At 64.5% G+C, this 14632-nt stretch carries 16 protein-coding genes; 8 read left to right on the top strand and 8 right to left on the bottom strand.

All coding sequences use genetic code 11. The features are described from left to right. Positions 1-12 precede the first annotated feature (12 nt). The 6 genes from scpB to EV663_RS05810 all read right to left on the bottom strand — a co-directional run bounded on the left by scpB (position 13) and on the right by EV663_RS05810 (position 6359). A complete protein-coding gene (gene scpB / locus EV663_RS05835) occupies positions 13-654 on the bottom strand; it encodes an SMC-Scp complex subunit ScpB (protein ID WP_132950849.1) in 642 nt (213 codons plus the stop codon). Beyond that, positions 654-1445: a segregation and condensation protein A gene (locus EV663_RS05830; RefSeq protein ID WP_132950848.1), complete on the bottom strand. Its 792-nt coding sequence runs from the start codon at positions 1443-1445 to the stop codon at positions 654-656. The genes scpB and EV663_RS05830 overlap by 1 nt, the downstream gene beginning before the upstream one ends. Further along, positions 1438-2448, bottom strand: a complete 1011-nt coding sequence (locus EV663_RS05825; protein WP_165910138.1) for a glycoside hydrolase family 3 N-terminal domain-containing protein — start codon at positions 2446-2448, stop codon at positions 1438-1440. Before EV663_RS05825 ends, EV663_RS05830 begins: the two co-directional genes overlap by 8 nt. Next, positions 2445-3335 carry an SPOR domain-containing protein gene (locus tag EV663_RS05820; RefSeq protein WP_132950847.1) on the bottom strand — a complete coding sequence of 297 codons (891 nt, stop codon included), beginning with the start codon at positions 3333-3335 and terminating at the stop codon, positions 2445-2447. The genes EV663_RS05825 and EV663_RS05820 overlap by 4 nt, the downstream gene beginning before the upstream one ends. 81 nt (positions 3336-3416) lie before the next feature. Next, complete coding sequence (gene argS, locus EV663_RS05815; protein ID WP_132950846.1) at positions 3417-5162, bottom strand: arginine--tRNA ligase; 1746 nt, start codon at positions 5160-5162, stop codon at positions 3417-3419. A 60-nt stretch (positions 5163-5222) separates the two neighbouring features. Continuing rightward, complete coding sequence (locus EV663_RS05810) at positions 5223-6359, bottom strand: deoxyguanosinetriphosphate triphosphohydrolase (protein WP_132950845.1); 1137 nt, start codon at positions 6357-6359, stop codon at positions 5223-5225. An 89-nt stretch (positions 6360-6448) separates the two neighbouring features. Here EV663_RS05810 and EV663_RS05805 point away from each other — a divergent pair, with 89 nt between their 5' ends. From EV663_RS05805 to xth, 7 genes are all read left to right on the top strand, one after another. After that, on the top strand, positions 6449-6772 hold the full coding sequence (locus EV663_RS05805; protein ID WP_132950894.1) for a HesB/IscA family protein: 324 nt from the start codon (positions 6449-6451) through the stop codon (positions 6770-6772). Between the two features lie 8 nt (positions 6773-6780). Further along, entirely contained in the window at positions 6781-7773 is a 993-nt protein-coding gene (locus EV663_RS05800; protein ID WP_132950844.1) for an amidoligase family protein, read from the top strand. Further along, complete coding sequence (locus EV663_RS05795) at positions 7770-8501, top strand: gamma-glutamyl-gamma-aminobutyrate hydrolase family protein (RefSeq protein ID WP_132950843.1); 732 nt, start codon at positions 7770-7772, stop codon at positions 8499-8501. The genes EV663_RS05800 and EV663_RS05795 overlap by 4 nt, the downstream gene beginning before the upstream one ends. A 168-nt stretch (positions 8502-8669) precedes the next feature. Next, entirely contained in the window at positions 8670-9125 is a 456-nt protein-coding gene (locus EV663_RS05790; RefSeq protein ID WP_132950842.1) for a c-type cytochrome, read from the top strand. 3 nt (positions 9126-9128) lie between these two features. Then, positions 9129-9734, top strand: coding sequence for a cytochrome b/b6 domain-containing protein (locus EV663_RS05785; protein WP_132950841.1), 606 nt, complete (start codon positions 9129-9131; stop codon positions 9732-9734). A 41-nt stretch (positions 9735-9775) separates the two neighbouring features. Beyond that, positions 9776-10975 (top strand): BaiN/RdsA family NAD(P)/FAD-dependent oxidoreductase, encoded by a 1200-nt coding sequence (locus EV663_RS05780; RefSeq protein WP_132950840.1) that lies wholly within the window; start codon positions 9776-9778, stop codon positions 10973-10975. A 103-nt stretch (positions 10976-11078) separates the two neighbouring features. Next, the gene (gene xth, locus EV663_RS05775) at positions 11079-11858 is read left to right on the top strand and encodes an exodeoxyribonuclease III (protein WP_132950839.1); all 780 of its coding nucleotides are present in this window, start codon (positions 11079-11081) and stop codon (positions 11856-11858) included. Between the two features lie 3 nt (positions 11859-11861). Here the strand turns inward: xth and EV663_RS05770 are convergent, their stop codons facing one another. Together EV663_RS05770 and dksA are read right to left on the bottom strand one after the other, a co-directional pair. Further along, positions 11862-13055: an FAD-dependent monooxygenase gene (locus tag EV663_RS05770; protein ID WP_132950838.1), complete on the bottom strand. Its 1194-nt coding sequence runs from the start codon at positions 13053-13055 to the stop codon at positions 11862-11864. A 34-nt stretch (positions 13056-13089) separates the two neighbouring features. Beyond that, complete coding sequence (gene dksA / locus EV663_RS05765; protein WP_132950837.1) at positions 13090-13512, bottom strand: RNA polymerase-binding protein DksA; 423 nt, start codon at positions 13510-13512, stop codon at positions 13090-13092. Between the two features lie 188 nt (positions 13513-13700). Here dksA and EV663_RS05760 point away from each other — a divergent pair, with 188 nt between their 5' ends. Next, entirely contained in the window at positions 13701-14540 is an 840-nt protein-coding gene (locus EV663_RS05760; protein WP_132950836.1) for an AAA family ATPase, read from the top strand. The last annotated feature ends 92 nt before the right edge of the window (positions 14541-14632 follow it).

The following is a 14632-nucleotide window of genomic DNA, read 5'->3' as shown; positions in this document are numbered from 1 at the left end:
TCTTACCCCCGTTCAGCTCTCGTCCTCGAACATGTCGCCCTGCGCGCCTTCGGCAAGGTCGTCTTCCTCGGTGCCGGGCATCGGGCGGCTGTCCAGCAGGCCCGAGGCACGCAACTCCTTGAGTCCCGGCAAATCGCGCGCGCTTTCCAGCCCGAAATGATCAAGAAAGCCCTCTGTCACAACATAGGTCACCGGGCGCCCCGGTGTCATCCTTCGACGGCCAAAGCGAATCCATTCCAGTTCCAACAACTGATCGATGGTGCCCCGGCTGAGCGACACGCCGCGAATTTCCTCGATCTCGGCGCGGGTGACGGGTTGATGATAGGCGATGATGGCCAGTGTCTCGATCGCGGCGCGACTGAGCTTGCGGACCTCAACGGTCTCTTTCTGCATGAGAAAGCCAAGATCGGGCGCAGTTCGGAACGCCCATGCCTCGCCCACCCGAACGAGGCGCACGCCGCGCCCCTCGTAACGGCGGGCAAGATGGGCAAGCGCCTCGGCCGCGTCACAACCATGGGGCATGCGTGCATTCAACTCGGCCACGCGTACCGGCTCCGCGCTGGCGAAGAGGATAGCCTCGACCATGCGTTCCTGTTCGCCGATCGGCGGCGCCTCGAAAAGGCTGTCCTCTTGCGGCGGCGGATCGGCCGGCATCACCGTGTCCTCTTGCGAATGTGGATGGGGGCAAACATATCGCCCTGGCGAATATCCAGTACCCCCTGCTTGACCAGTTCCAGCGAAGCCGCGAAATGCGCGGCAGTCGCGGCGCGGCGGCGTACCGGGTCAAGTTGCCAGCCCTCGGGCAGCCACCCCGACAGCTCCACCCAGTCGCCCGCATAGCCGATCATGGCGCGCATCCGCTCAAGCGCATCCTCCATGGTGTAGACGCTTTCGCGGTCCATGATGTAAGGGCGGAAATCATCGCGCGTGCGGATGCGCGCATAGGCCTGCATCAGATCCAGCAGGGTCGCGGTATAGCTGACCTTGCGGATACGGGTCACATCCTCGGTCAGGCCACGGACAAAGAAATCGCGCCCACGCTGATCGCGGGCCATCAGCCTGGCCGAGGCCGCGCGCATGGCTTCGAGTCGTTCAAGCTGAAACGCGAGGTGCGCAGCGAGTTCCTCGCCCGATGGGCCATCCTGGGCCGGGTCGGGCGGCAGCAAAAGGCGTGATTTCAGAAAGGCAAGCCAGGCCGCCATCACCAGGTAATCGGCGGCCAGTTCGATCCGAAGCGCCTTGGCCTGCTCGATAAAGGCGAGATACTGCTCGGCCATTTGCAACACCGATATCCGGCGCAGATCGACCTTTTGGCCGCGGGCCAGCGTCAAGAGCATGTCAAGCGGCCCCTCGTAGCCGTCGACATCGACGATCAGCGCCTCCGCGGCACGACGGGCGGAAACGGGATCATGGGCGGCAACCTCGTCGAACGCGTCCTCATCCATGCACTGTCCCTTGCAGCAGCGCCTCAAGCTCTGCCTCGAACCCCCTGATATCAAAAGGCTCCGGCGGGTGGCGGCGTACAAGCGCCCGCGCCGCGCGCACGGCACTTTCCCGGCTCAATACACCGCTTTCCTCGGCGACCACCTCCATCTCTGCCAGATCGCCATTGCAATGCAAGATCGCGTCGCACCCTGCCCGAAGGCTGGCCACGCAACGCGCCGCGATCGGGCCGGTAAGCGCCTGCATCGAGATATCGTCGGACATCAGGAACCCATCGAAACCGATACCGTCTCGGATCAACGCGATCCCCTCGGGCGAGGTGGTGATCGGGCGCATTTCGTCGACGGCATCGAACACGATATGCGCGGTCATCGCAAAAGGCAGGTCGGCCAGCGCACGGAAGGGGACGAAATCCTCGGCCTCCAGCGTGGCGCGCGGGGCCGACACCCGCGGCAAGTCAACGTGGCTGTCGACGCTTGCCCGCCCATGGCCCGGAATATGCTTGAGAACGGGCAGAACGCCACCGGCCAAAAGCCCCTCGGCGGTCGCCCGCGCCGCACCGATGACACTGACCGGTTCGCTTCCATAACAGCGGTTCTTGAGGATTGGATGGGTTTCGGGCCGGGCCAGATCGGCCAGCGGCGCGCAATTGGTATCGATGCCAACTTCCGCAAGTTCCGCCGCGATCAGCCGCGCGCGCAGGTACATCGAGCGTGCCGCCTGCCCCGGCCCCACTTGGGCGATCTGGTCAAGCGCCGGGCCCCACTCCCGCCAAAAGGGTGGCCCCATGCGTTGCACGCGCCCGCCCTCCTGGTCGATCAGGATCGGCGCATCGCGCCCGACGGCGTCGCGCAAGGCACAGGTAAGGCCGCGCAATTGCTCGGGGTCTTCGATATTGCGTGCAAAGAGAATAAAGCCGAAAGGATCGGCTGCGGCGAAAAAGGCGCGCTCATCCGCGCCAAGCACAGGCCCGGCGCAGCCCGCGATGAACGCGCCCGCGCTCACCGCGCGACCACCGGGATGCAGTCCGCCCCCTCGGCCATCAACGCCGCGCAAAAGCGTCGTGCATCCGCCATGTCGGCAAAACCCGTCGCACGCAGGCGGTAGAACTGGCGCCCGCCGCTTTCGGATTGCTGCACCACGCGCATCTTCTGATCAAAGAAGTCGGCAAAACTGTCGGTCAATCCGCCCCAGGTGCTGCGGGCATCCTCGGGGCTGTCAAAGGCGCCAAGTTGTACCAGAACGGTGCCCGCGATGATTTCTTGCGGGCTCAGTTCCACCGCAGGCGCGGGCGCGATCGCGGCCGTCGCCGCGGCAACCGCCGCACGGGCGACCAGGTCTCCCTCGGGGCGGGGCGCGGGACGTGGTGAACGCGCAAGCGCCCCGGCAGGCAAGCGCGGCAAAGCATCCGCCCGAGGCGCCATATCGTCGATTTCTTCCAGAGGCGCATCAACGGCCCGGATGTCTGCACCGCCCCCCGGCGCGGGCTGCACCGTCTGCCCGGATGCAACGGCCGCGAACTGCGGCGCGGGAAGCAGATCGCCGCGCGCCATGTCCTCCTCAGCAAGGGCCACGGCCATCGGCGCGAGGCGCAACTCGTCGGCTGGCGGCGCGGCCTCGCCAACGGCGGCAATACGATTCACCGCAAGCCCCTGGTGAACCGCCAGTTGCCCGCCGGGTTCATCCGGGGCAACGCGGATCGGCCCTTCCAGCGCCTGAACCACCGGCACACCGGTCATGTCGCGCACCGTGATCCGGTACCCCCAGGTCGCCAACCCGGCCACCAGCGCCAGCGACACGACGCCGCCCGCCCACATCGTCAGGGTCGCAATAAGTGGAGGGCCACCGCCCGCATCGTCATAATCGACTGCGTCGAACTCGATATCTGCCATGTCTGCCTCGCATCCCGGCCACGTATACGCGCGCCAGTCGCTTCTTGCCTGCCTCTTTCCGGGCGGGATGCGACTTGTTCGTCAGCGCATTTCCTCGACCGGATCGACGCCGAGAATACCAAGACCGGCGGAAATAACAACGGCAACGGCACGGGCAAGGGCGATTTTGGCCTGGCTTGTGGCCTGATCGTCCTCTTGCAGGAAACGCAGACCGGGCGTGTCATTGCCCCGGTTCCATAGCGTGTGGAATTCGGATGCCAATTCGTAGAGGTAAAACGCCACGCGATGCGGTTCATGGGTGCGTGCCGCAATCTCGACGAGACGCGGCCATTCGGCCAGCTTTCTGGCCACCGCCCATTCGGCCTCGTGATCGATGCGCCCCAGATCCGCGCCGGCAAGGGAGGCATCATCCACCACGATTTCCGCCTCGGCCGCCTTGCGCAAAACCGAACAAATGCGGGCATGTGCGTATTGCACGTAAAAGACGGGATTATCCTTGGACTGTTCCAAGACCTTGGCAAAATCGAAATCCAGCGGCGCGTCGTTCTTGCGTGTAAGCATGTGGAACCGGGTCACGTCCGGCCCGACCTGGTCAACCACATCGCGCAGCGTCACGAAGGTGCCCGCGCGTTTGGACATCTTGAACGGTTCACCGTTCTGGTAAAGCTTGACCAGCTGAGTCAGCTTGACGTCCAGCGGCACGCGCCCATCGGACAAGGCAGACACCGCGGCCTTCATGCGCTTGACATAGCCGCCGTGATCGGCGCCAAACACGTCGATCAACTGATCATAGCCGCGTTCTATCTTGTCAAAGTGATAGGCGATGTCAGGAGCAAAATAGGTCCATGATCCGTCCGATTTCATGATCGGACGATCCACGTCATCGCCATGCTCGGTGGATTTGAACAGGGTCTGTTCGCGCGGCTCCCAATCCTCGGGGGTCTTGCCCTTGGGCGGCTCCAGCGTACCCTTGTAGATCAGCCCCTTGCCGCGCAGCGTCTCGATCGCGGCCTCGATCCGGCCAGTGCCATAAAGCGATTTCTCGGAAAAGAACCGATCCATGGTCACGCCCAACGCGGCCAGATCGTCGCGGATCAGACCCATCATCCGGTCGGTGGCAAAGTCGCGCACCTCGCCAAGCCAGACCGCCTCGGGCTGGCCGAGATAGGCATCGCCCACCTTTTCCTTGAGCGCCTGTCCGACCTCGATCAGGTAGTCGCCGGGATAGGTTCCGTCTTCGAACGCCACCTCGCGCCCATGCGCCTCCAGGTAACGCAGGTAGACCGACCGGGCCAGGACATCGACCTGGGCGCCGCCATCGTTGATGTAGTATTCGCGTGTCACCTCATAGCCCGCAAAGTCCAGCAGGCTGGCCAACGCATCGCCGAACACCGCGCCGCGGGTATGACCGACATGCAAAGGACCGGTCGGGTTGGCCGAGACGTATTCGACGTTGATCTTCTCGCCCTGCCCCATCGTCGAGCGGCCAAAACCGGCTCCCTCGGACAGCACGCAGGTGACAACACCCTGCCATACGGCGGGGGCAAGGCGCAGGTTGATGAAGCCGGGGCCCGCCACCTCGGCCAGGGCAACGCGCGGGTCCGCACCCAGGCGACGGGCCAGATCATCGGCGATATCGCGGGGTTTCATCCCAGCGAGTTTCGCCAGCACCATCGCGGCATTGGTCGCCATATCGCCATGGGCGGGATCGCGGGGCGGTTCCATCGCGACATTGCCGGTGTCCAGCCCGTCGGGCAATACGCCCTCGGCGGCCATCGCCTCAAGCGTTGCGATCACGAGCTTGCGCAGGTCGGTAAACAGGTTCATCAGCGTCCCTTTCGGCTTGCGGCGGGGTTTATCACGGGGGCGGGCGAGGTCAACGGGAGCCTAGCTCACCAGCCGGGCATGTTCCTGCATCGCAAAGCGGTCGGTCATGCCTGCGATGTAGTCGGCGACAATACGCGCCAACGCGGCTTTATCGGGTGCGGCGGCCACGTCCGCGCGCCATTTCTCGGGCAACAGCGCAGGCATGCCCAGGTAGAGCGGGAACAGCGCCTCAACAACCTTGGTCACCTCGGCCCGCACCGACATGACCGAGGGCGCACGGTACATTCGGGCAAACAAGAAGGCGCGAATTTCTTTCAGATCGGACCAGAGCGCATCTGAAAACCGGATGACCGGGCGGCCCAGCGCGCGCACCGCGGCCGCGCTGTCCGGGGCAGTCTCGTCAAGCGTGGTGCGGGATTGGTCGATCACGTCCGACACCATCACCCCGAAGACCCGCCGCAGCGCCTCGTGACGACGCCGCTTGGGATCGAGCCCCGGCCAGGCGCGATCGACCTCGGCAAAGCAGTCGCCGATGATTGGCAAGATCGCGATCTCGTCTTCGGTGAACAACCCCGCCCGCAACCCGTCATGCAAGTCGTGATTGTTATAGGCGATGTCGTCGGCCAATGCCGCCACCTGCGCCTCGGCGCTGGCATGGGTGGAGAGTTCAAGATTGTGACGATCGTCATATTCGGCCAGCGCATGGGGCAACGGGCCGGACACGGGACCGTTATGCTTGGCGATGCCTTCCAGCGCCTCCCAGGTCAGGTTCAGCCCGTCGAATTCAGCGTAGTGCCGCTCCAGCCGGGTGACGATGCGGATGGCCTGTGCGTTGTGATCGAATCCGCCAAAGGGCGCCATCAGCGCGGCCAGCGCATCCTCGCCAGTATGCCCAAAGGGCGTGTGGCCCAGGTCATGGGCCAGCGCGACCGCCTCTGTCAGTTCGGGGTTCAGCCCAAGCGCCCCGGCAATGGTGCGCGCCACTTGCGCCACCTCGATCGAATGGGTCAGCCGCGTGCGGAAGCTGTCGCCCTCGTGGACGACGAAAACCTGCGTCTTGTGCATCAAGCGGCGAAAGGCCGAGGAATGGATGATCCGATCCCGATCGCGCTGGAAGCACGAGCGAAAGGCGCTTTCCTCTTCGAGGAAAAGCCGCCCGCGGCTTTGATCGGGTTTACAGGCATAGGGGGCAAGCATGGGCCGTCTCGTTGCTTGTTCCGACGTTATTTCGGCCCATATATTCAGGAAATGAACGTTTTGACACAGGGAAACGCCACGCGATGCACCTGAACCTTCCCCCCAAAGTGACCGACCGCGCCTTTGAACGGCTCAAGGAAATCGGGGCCGCCAGCCAGGGCAAGGCGCTTCGTATCGCCGTCGAGGGCGGTGGATGCTCGGGGTTTCAATACGATATCCGGCTCGATGAGGTGGCCGAGGACGACCTGGTACTGCAAGGCGCGGGCGAAACCGTGGTGGTCGACCCCGTTTCCCTGCCCTTCCTGCAATCGGCGGTGATCGACTTTTCCGAGGAGCTGATCGGCGCGCGATTCACCATCGACAACCCCAACGCGTCAAGTTCCTGCGGCTGCGGAACCTCGTTCGCAATGTGAATCCGCCCATGGATGGCATAACCGCCCTTGTCCCGCGCGACCGGTTCCTGCCCCTGTCACCGCGTATGACCGCAAAAGGCTTTCCACGCCGCGTCGGCGTCGAGATCGAGTTCGGAGGGCTGACCGAGACAGAGGCAGCCCAACAGGTCGTCGCGGCACTGGGCGGGCGGATCGGCCAGATAGATGCCCATGAACTGAGCGTGCAGGACACGACGCTGGGCGATATCGGGATATGCCTGGACACCGCCTGGCGCGACAAGGCGGGCAACGCGCTTGCCGATCTGGGGCTTGACCTGTCACGGGCCGTGGTGCCCGTGGAAATCGTCACGCCCCCTCTTGCACCCGACGACATGCCCGAGCTGGAAAACCTGCGCGGCCATCTGTGCAAAGCCGGCGCCACAGGCAGCCGTAAAGGGATGTTTCTTGGCTACGGGCTGCACCTCAATCCCGAGATCGCGGATGAAACGGCAGGGGCGATCCTGCCGGTATTGCGCGCCTTTGCCCTTCTTGAAGACTGGTTGCGAAATGCCGATCCGATCGACCCGTCGCGCCGCGTCATGCCTTTCATCGAGCCCTATCCCCGCCGCTTTGTCGACCGGCTGGCGGGTGAGGCGCGGACCTGGTCGCTGGACGCGCTCGTAGAGGCCTACCTGGCCGATACGCCTACCCGAAACAGGGGGCTGGACCTTTTGCCCTGCCTGCGCCACCTCGACGAGGATCGCCTGTGCGCCGCGCTGGGCGACGAGGCGCGATCGGTATCGGCCCGCCCTGCCTTTCACTATCGCCTGCCCGATTGCCGCATCGACGAGATCGGCTGGCGCATCGCGTATGAGTGGAATCGCTGGGCGATGGTCGAGGCGCTGGCAGCCAGACCCATGGATCTGGACCGGCTGGCCGATGATTGGCTGGACTATCGCGGCCAATTCATCAGCACCCGTCCCGACTGGCTGGCCCATGTCGAGACACGGCTTGACGAACTGGCGCTATGGGCCGGCCCATGACCCCCAGACCCCGGATCGCCGTGACCACCTCGAAACGGTCGGGCTGGCGCATTTTTCCCTTGGTCGCACTCAACCTGTGGCTGGCTGGCGGGCGGGCGGTGCGCTGGGGAACGGGGCGCAACGCGGATCTTGACTGCGTGGACGGCCTTGTAATCGGCGGCGGCGACGATATCTCGCCCCATCTCTACGGGATGATGCAGATGGTCGCCGCCGCCCGCCTGGACCCGGCCCGCGACGCGCTGGAACGTGATCTGATAAAGGCCGCAATCGCCCGCGACATGCCCGTGCTGGGCATCTGTCGCGGCGCCCAGATGATCAACGTTGCGCTGGGCGGCACGCTCCACCAGAACGCTTACGAGGTTCACGCAGGCTCTGACCGGCACTGGACGATCCTGCCGCGCAAACAGGTGAATGTCTGCCCGCGGACCCGACTGGCGGCGATCGCGGGGACCGACAAGATGAGGGTCAATGCCCTGCACTCCCAGGCAATCGACCGGCTGGGCCGCGACCTGTGCATTGCCGCCCATGACCGTGGCGGCATGATCCAGGCGGTGGAACGAACCCGCGACCCCTTTGCCCTGGGTGTCCAGTGGCACCCCGAGCATCTCGTCTATGCGCGCCGACAGCGCGCGATCTTTGCTGCACTGGTCGCTGCGGCCCGCGCCGGACGCACCCAGTCTGTGCAACTGCGCGCGGTAGATGCGCTTGCGCAGGACCCCACATCATGAGAGACCCACGCCAGCGAAAACCGCCGAAAATCGGCAAGATGCCGCCGGTGCGTCGCTGGACCCCATGGCACGAAATCGTGATATGGGCGACGGAAATCCGTAACGTGACCGTGTAACTGTCGCGTGCTATCGCAACCTCGAATTGACACCGCACTGAAGGAGCATTTCATGCGCAAGGTTCTTCTGACTGCCCTCATCGCCGCCGCCCCGGCCGGTGCCTTTGCCGCCGGCCTTGAAGATCTCGTCGAGGCCCGCCGCGGCTACTACAAGATGCTGGGCGCCAACATGGCCGGCCTGAGCGCAATGGCCAAGGGCGACGTCGAGTATGACGGTGCCCGCGCAGAGACCCTGGCCGGCAACCTCAAGATCATGACCCAGTACAACATCGGCCACCTTTATGCGCCCGGCACCTCGAATGCCGACATGCCCGGCAAGACCCGCGCCCTGCCCGCCATCTGGGAAGACCAGGCCGGTGTCGGTGAAAAGGGCATGGCCTATGTCCAGGCGGTCAACGAACTGAACGAGGTGGCCGGTCTCGACAAGGCAGAGATGGGCAAGGCCCTGCAAAAGGTCGGCGGCACCTGCAAGGGTTGCCATGACGACTACCGCGCCAAGGATTTCTGATCCATGACCAAGAGCCCGAGCACCGATAGATCCGATCTGGAAACCGTCCGCGTCTGGGATCCGCTGTTGCGGATCTTTCACTGGTCGCTCACGCTCTGCGTGGTCGCGGCCTGGGGTCTGGGCCAGTTCGGCCCGGACGTCATGACGCTGCATTTCTATTTCGGCTACGCGGTGCTCGGGCTGCTTGCCTTTCGCGTGATCTGGGGCTTTGTCGGCCCCGAACACGCCCGGTTCGCGAATTTTGCCTACGGGCCGTTCTCGATCCTGAAATATGTTTTCGGCATGTTTCGCCGCAAGCCGTCTTACTGGCGCGGGCACAACCCGCTGGGCGGGTTTTTCGTCTTCGTTCTGCTGGCGGTGCTGGCCGTGCAGGCTGGGTCGGGCCTGTTCGTCGACCCCGAGGATTACATCAATGTCGGCCCGCTTGCCAAATACGTGGGCTCCGACAGCCGGCTGGCGGCGCTGTCGCTGCATGACGTGATGGGCTGGGTTGTCCTCGGCCTTGTCGCGCTGCACGTCGCCGCCATCGGTTTCTACAACAAGTGGAAGGGTGAAAACCTCGTGACCCCGATGGTCACCGGGCGCAAGACCGTCCGCAAGGACGGCTGAGCGCACAGGCGGCAGGCGCAGCCCACGCGCAATACCCCTCCATGACAGATCTCGATTGCCTGATCATCGGCGCGGGCGCCGCGGGAATGATGTGCGCGACCCATGCCGCCGGGCGCGGTGCACGGGTCATGGTGATCGACCACGCGCGCGCACCGGGGGAAAAGATCCGTATTTCGGGCGGCGGGCGATGCAATTTCACGAACCTGCATGCGGGAGCGGCCAACTACCTGTCCGAAAACCCGCATTTCGTCAAATCCGCCCTGGCCCGCTATACCCAGTGGGATTTCCTCGACATGGTCGGGCGGCACCGCATCGCCTGGCATGAAAAGTCCCGGGGCCAGCTCTTTTGCGACGGGAAAGCCACTCAGATCGTCGACATGCTGCTGGCGGAGATGAACCGGTCCGGCGCGCGACTTCAGTTGGGTGTCGGCGCGGCCGGGATCGCCCATGACGACGCGGGCTTTCACGTCCAACTCGATAACGGAAAACGCCTGCGCGCCGCCACGCTGGTGCTGGCCACCGGCGGCAAGTCGATCCCGGGAATGGGTGCAACCGATTTTTCCCTTCGTATCGCTCGCCAGTTCGGCCACCGGATCGCCGATACCCGTCCCGCGCTGGTCCCCTTCACCCTCTCAGGCCCTGCGCTGGACTCGCTCAAACCGCTTGCAGGCCTCGCCGCGCCGGTCCGTACAAGCCTGGGCAAAATCAGCTTCTCAGAGGCGATGCTGATCACTCACCGGGGGCTCTCGGGGCCCGCCATGCTGCAAATCTCGTCCTACTGGCGCGAAGGCGAGGAAATCGTGATCGACCTCTTGCCCGGACAGAACGCCGGGCAGGCACTGGAAGAGATCAGGGCCAGCGCGGGCCGCAAGAACGTGGCCAACGCGCTGGCCACGCGCCTGCCCGCGCGCCTGGCCGCGCATGTGGCCGCGCGCGCCGGGCTGACCGGGCAGTTGGCCGCGCTCGACGCCTGCGATCTTGCGCTGCTGGCCGCGGCACTGTCCGACTGGCGGTTGACCCCGACGGGCACAGAGGGCTATCGCACCGCCGAGGTGATGCTGGGCGGTATCGCGACCGAAGGGCTGGACGCCCGAACCATGGAAAGCCGCCTCGTCCCCGGCCTTTACGCCATCGGCGAGGCGGTGGACGTGACCGGCTGGCTGGGCGGTTACAATTTCCAGTGGGCCTGGTCCTCGGGCTGGGCCGCGGGGACGGCGATCGCCGAGCGCGCCAGGCTCTGAACTGCTTTGGTGAAAATATCCTCGCCGAAGGCGGTCCTGCCATGGACTTCCTCGCCTCCGGCGGGGATATTTCGCCCAAAGCAGGAACCTCGGGGGTGCACGGATGCAGATCGCCACGTTCAACATAAACGGCGTGAAGGCGCGGATCGAGACCGTGTTGAAATGGCTGGATGAGGCCGGCCCCGATGTCGCGCTGTTGCAGGAGATCAAGTCCGAGGACGCCGCGTTTCCACGAGAACCGTTCGAGGAGCGCGGCTATAACCTGGAAACCCACGGGCAAAAGGGATTCAACGGGGTCGCAATCCTTTCGAAACTACCGCTGGAGGATGTCACCCGTGGGCTGCCGGGCGATGACGACGACGACCAGGCGCGCTGGATCGAGGCCACGGTCATGGGCGCGCGCGCGGTGCGCCTGTGTTGTCTGTACCTGCCCAATGGCAATCCCGCGCCGGGGCCGAAATACGACTACAAACTGGCCTGGATGCAACGGCTGGAGCAACGTGCCCGTGACCTGCTGGAAGCCGAGGAACCCGCCATCATGGCTGGCGATTACAACGTCATTCCCCAGGACGAAGATGCCGCCCGCCCCGCGGCCTGGGCAGAGGATGCGTTGGCCCTGCCCCGGACCCGCGCGGCATTCCGACGGATCGTCAACCTTGGCTTTACCGAGGCTTTCCGGGCCCGCATCCAAGGGCCCGGCCATTACAGTTTCTGGGATTACCAGCGCGGCGCCTGGGACCGAAATGACGGAATCCGCATCGACCACATGCTGCTGACGCCGCAGGCCGCCGACCTGATGACCGACTGCCGGATAGAGGCAGCGCTGCGCGGCGGCAACAAACCCTCTGACCACGTTCCGGTCTGGCTGACGCTGGACGCCTGAGCCTCAGCCCATCGGTGCGGCCACCAGCGGGTGGCGCGCAGCGGCGTCGTAGGCGTAAAGCCAGTCGAACCGCCTGAGCGGCGCGCCCGGCACCAATGCGCCACCAACACGCAAGGCGGCATGGGCGGCCATGCGTAACGGGCCGGAAAGGTGGTAATTGCGGGCATTGCGGCTTGCCGCATCGACGATGCGCATCGTGCGCGGACGGCGCTCTGCCTGGTACGCGGCAAAGGCGGCTTCGTGATCGTCATGGGCGGCAAGAGCCGCAGCCAGCACCCAGGCATCTTCCAGCGCCATGTTGGCACCCTGCGCGAGGAAGGGAAGAGTGGGATGTGCCGCATCGCCCAGGATCGCGGCACGGCCCTTGTGCCAGTTGGTTGCGACCGGGTGACGGAAAAGGCCCCATAGATTGACCTTTTCGACCCGCTCCAGCAACGCGGGCACCGCGCCGCCGAACCCTGCAAAGGCGCTGCGCAGGTTGTTGGGCTGATCATCGTGGTTCCAGCCCTCGGCGACCCAGTCGCGACGTTCTTCGACAGCGACGATATTGACCAGCTTGCCGCCCCTCAGCGGATAATGCACAAGGTGCCGCCCCGGCCCCATGTGGACGGTGGCGATCGGTGCCACCCGTCCATCGGCGGGCACGGTGGCCCGCCAGGCAACCTGGCCGGTAAAGTCGGGCGAGGCCTGCCCATTCAAAAGCCCGCGCACCACCGAGTGCAGCCCATCCGCCCCGATCACCAAATCGGCCCCCAGATGCGCGCCCTGCGCCGTACTCAGGTGCACGCGGTCGTCATCCAGCGCAAGGCCGGTTATCTCGTGCAAAAGCCTGATATGGACGCCCGCGGCCCGCGCGGCATCCGCCAACATGTCGATCAGGTCGGCCCGGTGAATGAAATAATACCCGCCCTCCGAACGCGACAGGTCAAGACGCAGCACCTCGCGCCCTTGGCGAAAGTCGCGCAGCACCACCTCGCGCCCGCGCATGCCGATCCGGGCCAGCGTCTCGCCGAGCCCAAGCGCATCAAGCACGCTGACACCGTTGGGACTGATCTGTAGCCCCGCCCCTACCTCGCGAATGGCATCTGCGCGCTCGAGTACGACGACCTCTGCACCATGACGGGCGAGCACTGTGGCAACAGCGAGACCGGCGATACCGGCACCCAGAACAGTGATTTTTCGTCCTTGCAAGGCCATGATGCCCTCTCTTTGACGGGCTTTTCGTTCCGCCTCAGTCGTCGCGATGGACACGCTCTCGGCGCTCGTGGCGCTCTTGTGCCTCAAGGCTCAGGGTTGTGGTGGGACGCGCATCGAGCCGCTTGAGCGAGATCGGTTCCCCGGTTTCCTGGCAATATCCGTAATCACCATTCTCGATCCGGCGCAGGGCGGCATCGATCTTGGCGACCAGCTTGCGCTGGCGGTCACGGATACGCAGTTCCAGGGCGCGATCCGTTTCCTCGCTGGCGCGATCAGCGATATCGGGGATGTTGCGCGTTCCGTCCTGCAACCCTTCAAGCGTGCTCCGGCTTTCGTCGAGAACCTCGTTCTTGAGACCGATCAGCTTGCGCCGGAAATATTCGAGCTGGCGCTCGTTCATGAAAGGTTCGTCTTCGGCAGGCCGGTAATCGTCGGGCAGGAAAACTTCGGCTTTCATCTCTGCTCCCTCGGTTTTGCCGGACGATCCATCATCCATCTGCGACTCTCCCCCGGCGCATCTGGGGCAGCGTGTAGCCCAATCGCACCCATCTGTCACTATGCTATGGCCTGTTACATGCCGCTTGAAGCTTTGGAAAGGCGCGCTATGGTCGCCCCGGATTTTCAATTGGATAGGGGACGAGACCCATGCAGTTCGGCTCCACTGACAGTTACGTCGCCGCCGACGACCTGGCGGTTGCGGTGAACGCGGCCGTCGCGCTGGAACGTCCGCTCCTGGTCAAGGGCGAACCGGGCACCGGCAAGACCGAACTGGCCCGCCAGGTCGCGCAGAGCCTGGGACTGCCCCTGATCGAATGGCATATCAAGTCGACCACCCGCGCCCAGCAGGGGCTTTATGAATACGATGCCGTCAGCCGCCTTCGCGACAGCCAACTGGGCGATGCGCGGGTGCATGACATTGCCAACTATATCAGGCGTGGCAAGCTGTGGGAGGCGTTCACCGCACCGCACAAGGTGGTGTTGCTAATCGATGAGATCGACAAGGCCGATATCGAGTTTCCGAACGACCTGCTGCAGGAACTCGACCGGATGGAATTTCATGTCTATGAAACCGGCGAAACGGTGCGCGCGACGCAGCGCCCCGTTGTCATCATCACCTCGAACAACGAAAAGGAATTGCCCGACGCATTCCTGCGGCGCTGTTTCTTCCACTACATCCGCTTTCCCGACATCGAGACGATGAAACGGATCGTCGGGGTTCATCACCCCGGCATCAAGCGCGATCTTCTGCATGCGGCGCTGACCCGGTTCTACGAGATCCGTGAGACGGACGGGTTAAAGAAAAGGCCCTCGACATCGGAGGTGCTGGACTGGCTGAAACTGCTTCTGGCCGAGGATCTGAGCCCCGAGGACCTGCGTCGCGAGGGCAAGACCGCCCTGCCCCGGCTGCATGGCGCGCTGTTGAAAAACGAACAGGACGTTCAATTGTTCGAGCGGCTGGCCTTTATGGCACGGCGCGGTATCTGAGCAAGACCCAGACCGGTGCAATCGCTCTTGTGAAGGGGTCGGCGCTCTCGCAAGATGGGCAAAGGCAAGATATCCGGCAGACGCCGCTGCAA

The sequence above is a fragment of the Rhodovulum bhavnagarense genome, assembly GCF_004343505.1.
Classification (GTDB): domain Bacteria; phylum Pseudomonadota; class Alphaproteobacteria; order Rhodobacterales; family Rhodobacteraceae; genus Rhodovulum; species Rhodovulum bhavnagarense.
Note: the sequence above shows the minus strand (reverse complement) of the source record. Positions and strands in the feature narration are given on the sequence as shown.

Coding starts and splice junctions, on each gene's coding strand:
- scpB (WP_132950849.1), bottom strand. CDS start 654: ATGCCGGCCGATCCGCCGCCGCAAGAGGACAGCCTTTTCGAGGCGCCG.
- EV663_RS05830 (WP_132950848.1), bottom strand. CDS start 1,445: ATGGATGAGGACGCGTTCGACGAGGTTGCCGCCCATGATCCCGTTTCC.
- EV663_RS05820 (WP_132950847.1), bottom strand. CDS start 3,335: ATGGCAGATATCGAGTTCGACGCAGTCGATTATGACGATGCGGGCGGT.
- argS (WP_132950846.1), bottom strand. CDS start 5,162: ATGAACCTGTTTACCGACCTGCGCAAGCTCGTGATCGCAACGCTTGAG.
- EV663_RS05810 (WP_132950845.1), bottom strand. CDS start 6,359: ATGCTTGCCCCCTATGCCTGTAAACCCGATCAAAGCCGCGGGCGGCTT.
- EV663_RS05800 (WP_132950844.1), top strand. CDS start 6,781: ATGGATGGCATAACCGCCCTTGTCCCGCGCGACCGGTTCCTGCCCCTG.
- EV663_RS05795 (WP_132950843.1), top strand. CDS start 7,770: ATGACCCCCAGACCCCGGATCGCCGTGACCACCTCGAAACGGTCGGGC.
- EV663_RS05790 (WP_132950842.1), top strand. CDS start 8,670: ATGCGCAAGGTTCTTCTGACTGCCCTCATCGCCGCCGCCCCGGCCGGT.
- EV663_RS05785 (WP_132950841.1), top strand. CDS start 9,129: ATGACCAAGAGCCCGAGCACCGATAGATCCGATCTGGAAACCGTCCGC.
- EV663_RS05780 (WP_132950840.1), top strand. CDS start 9,776: ATGACAGATCTCGATTGCCTGATCATCGGCGCGGGCGCCGCGGGAATG.
- xth (WP_132950839.1), top strand. CDS start 11,079: ATGCAGATCGCCACGTTCAACATAAACGGCGTGAAGGCGCGGATCGAG.
- EV663_RS05770 (WP_132950838.1), bottom strand. CDS start 13,055: ATGGCCTTGCAAGGACGAAAAATCACTGTTCTGGGTGCCGGTATCGCC.
- dksA (WP_132950837.1), bottom strand. CDS start 13,512: ATGAAAGCCGAAGTTTTCCTGCCCGACGATTACCGGCCTGCCGAAGAC.
- EV663_RS05760 (WP_132950836.1), top strand. CDS start 13,701: ATGCAGTTCGGCTCCACTGACAGTTACGTCGCCGCCGACGACCTGGCG.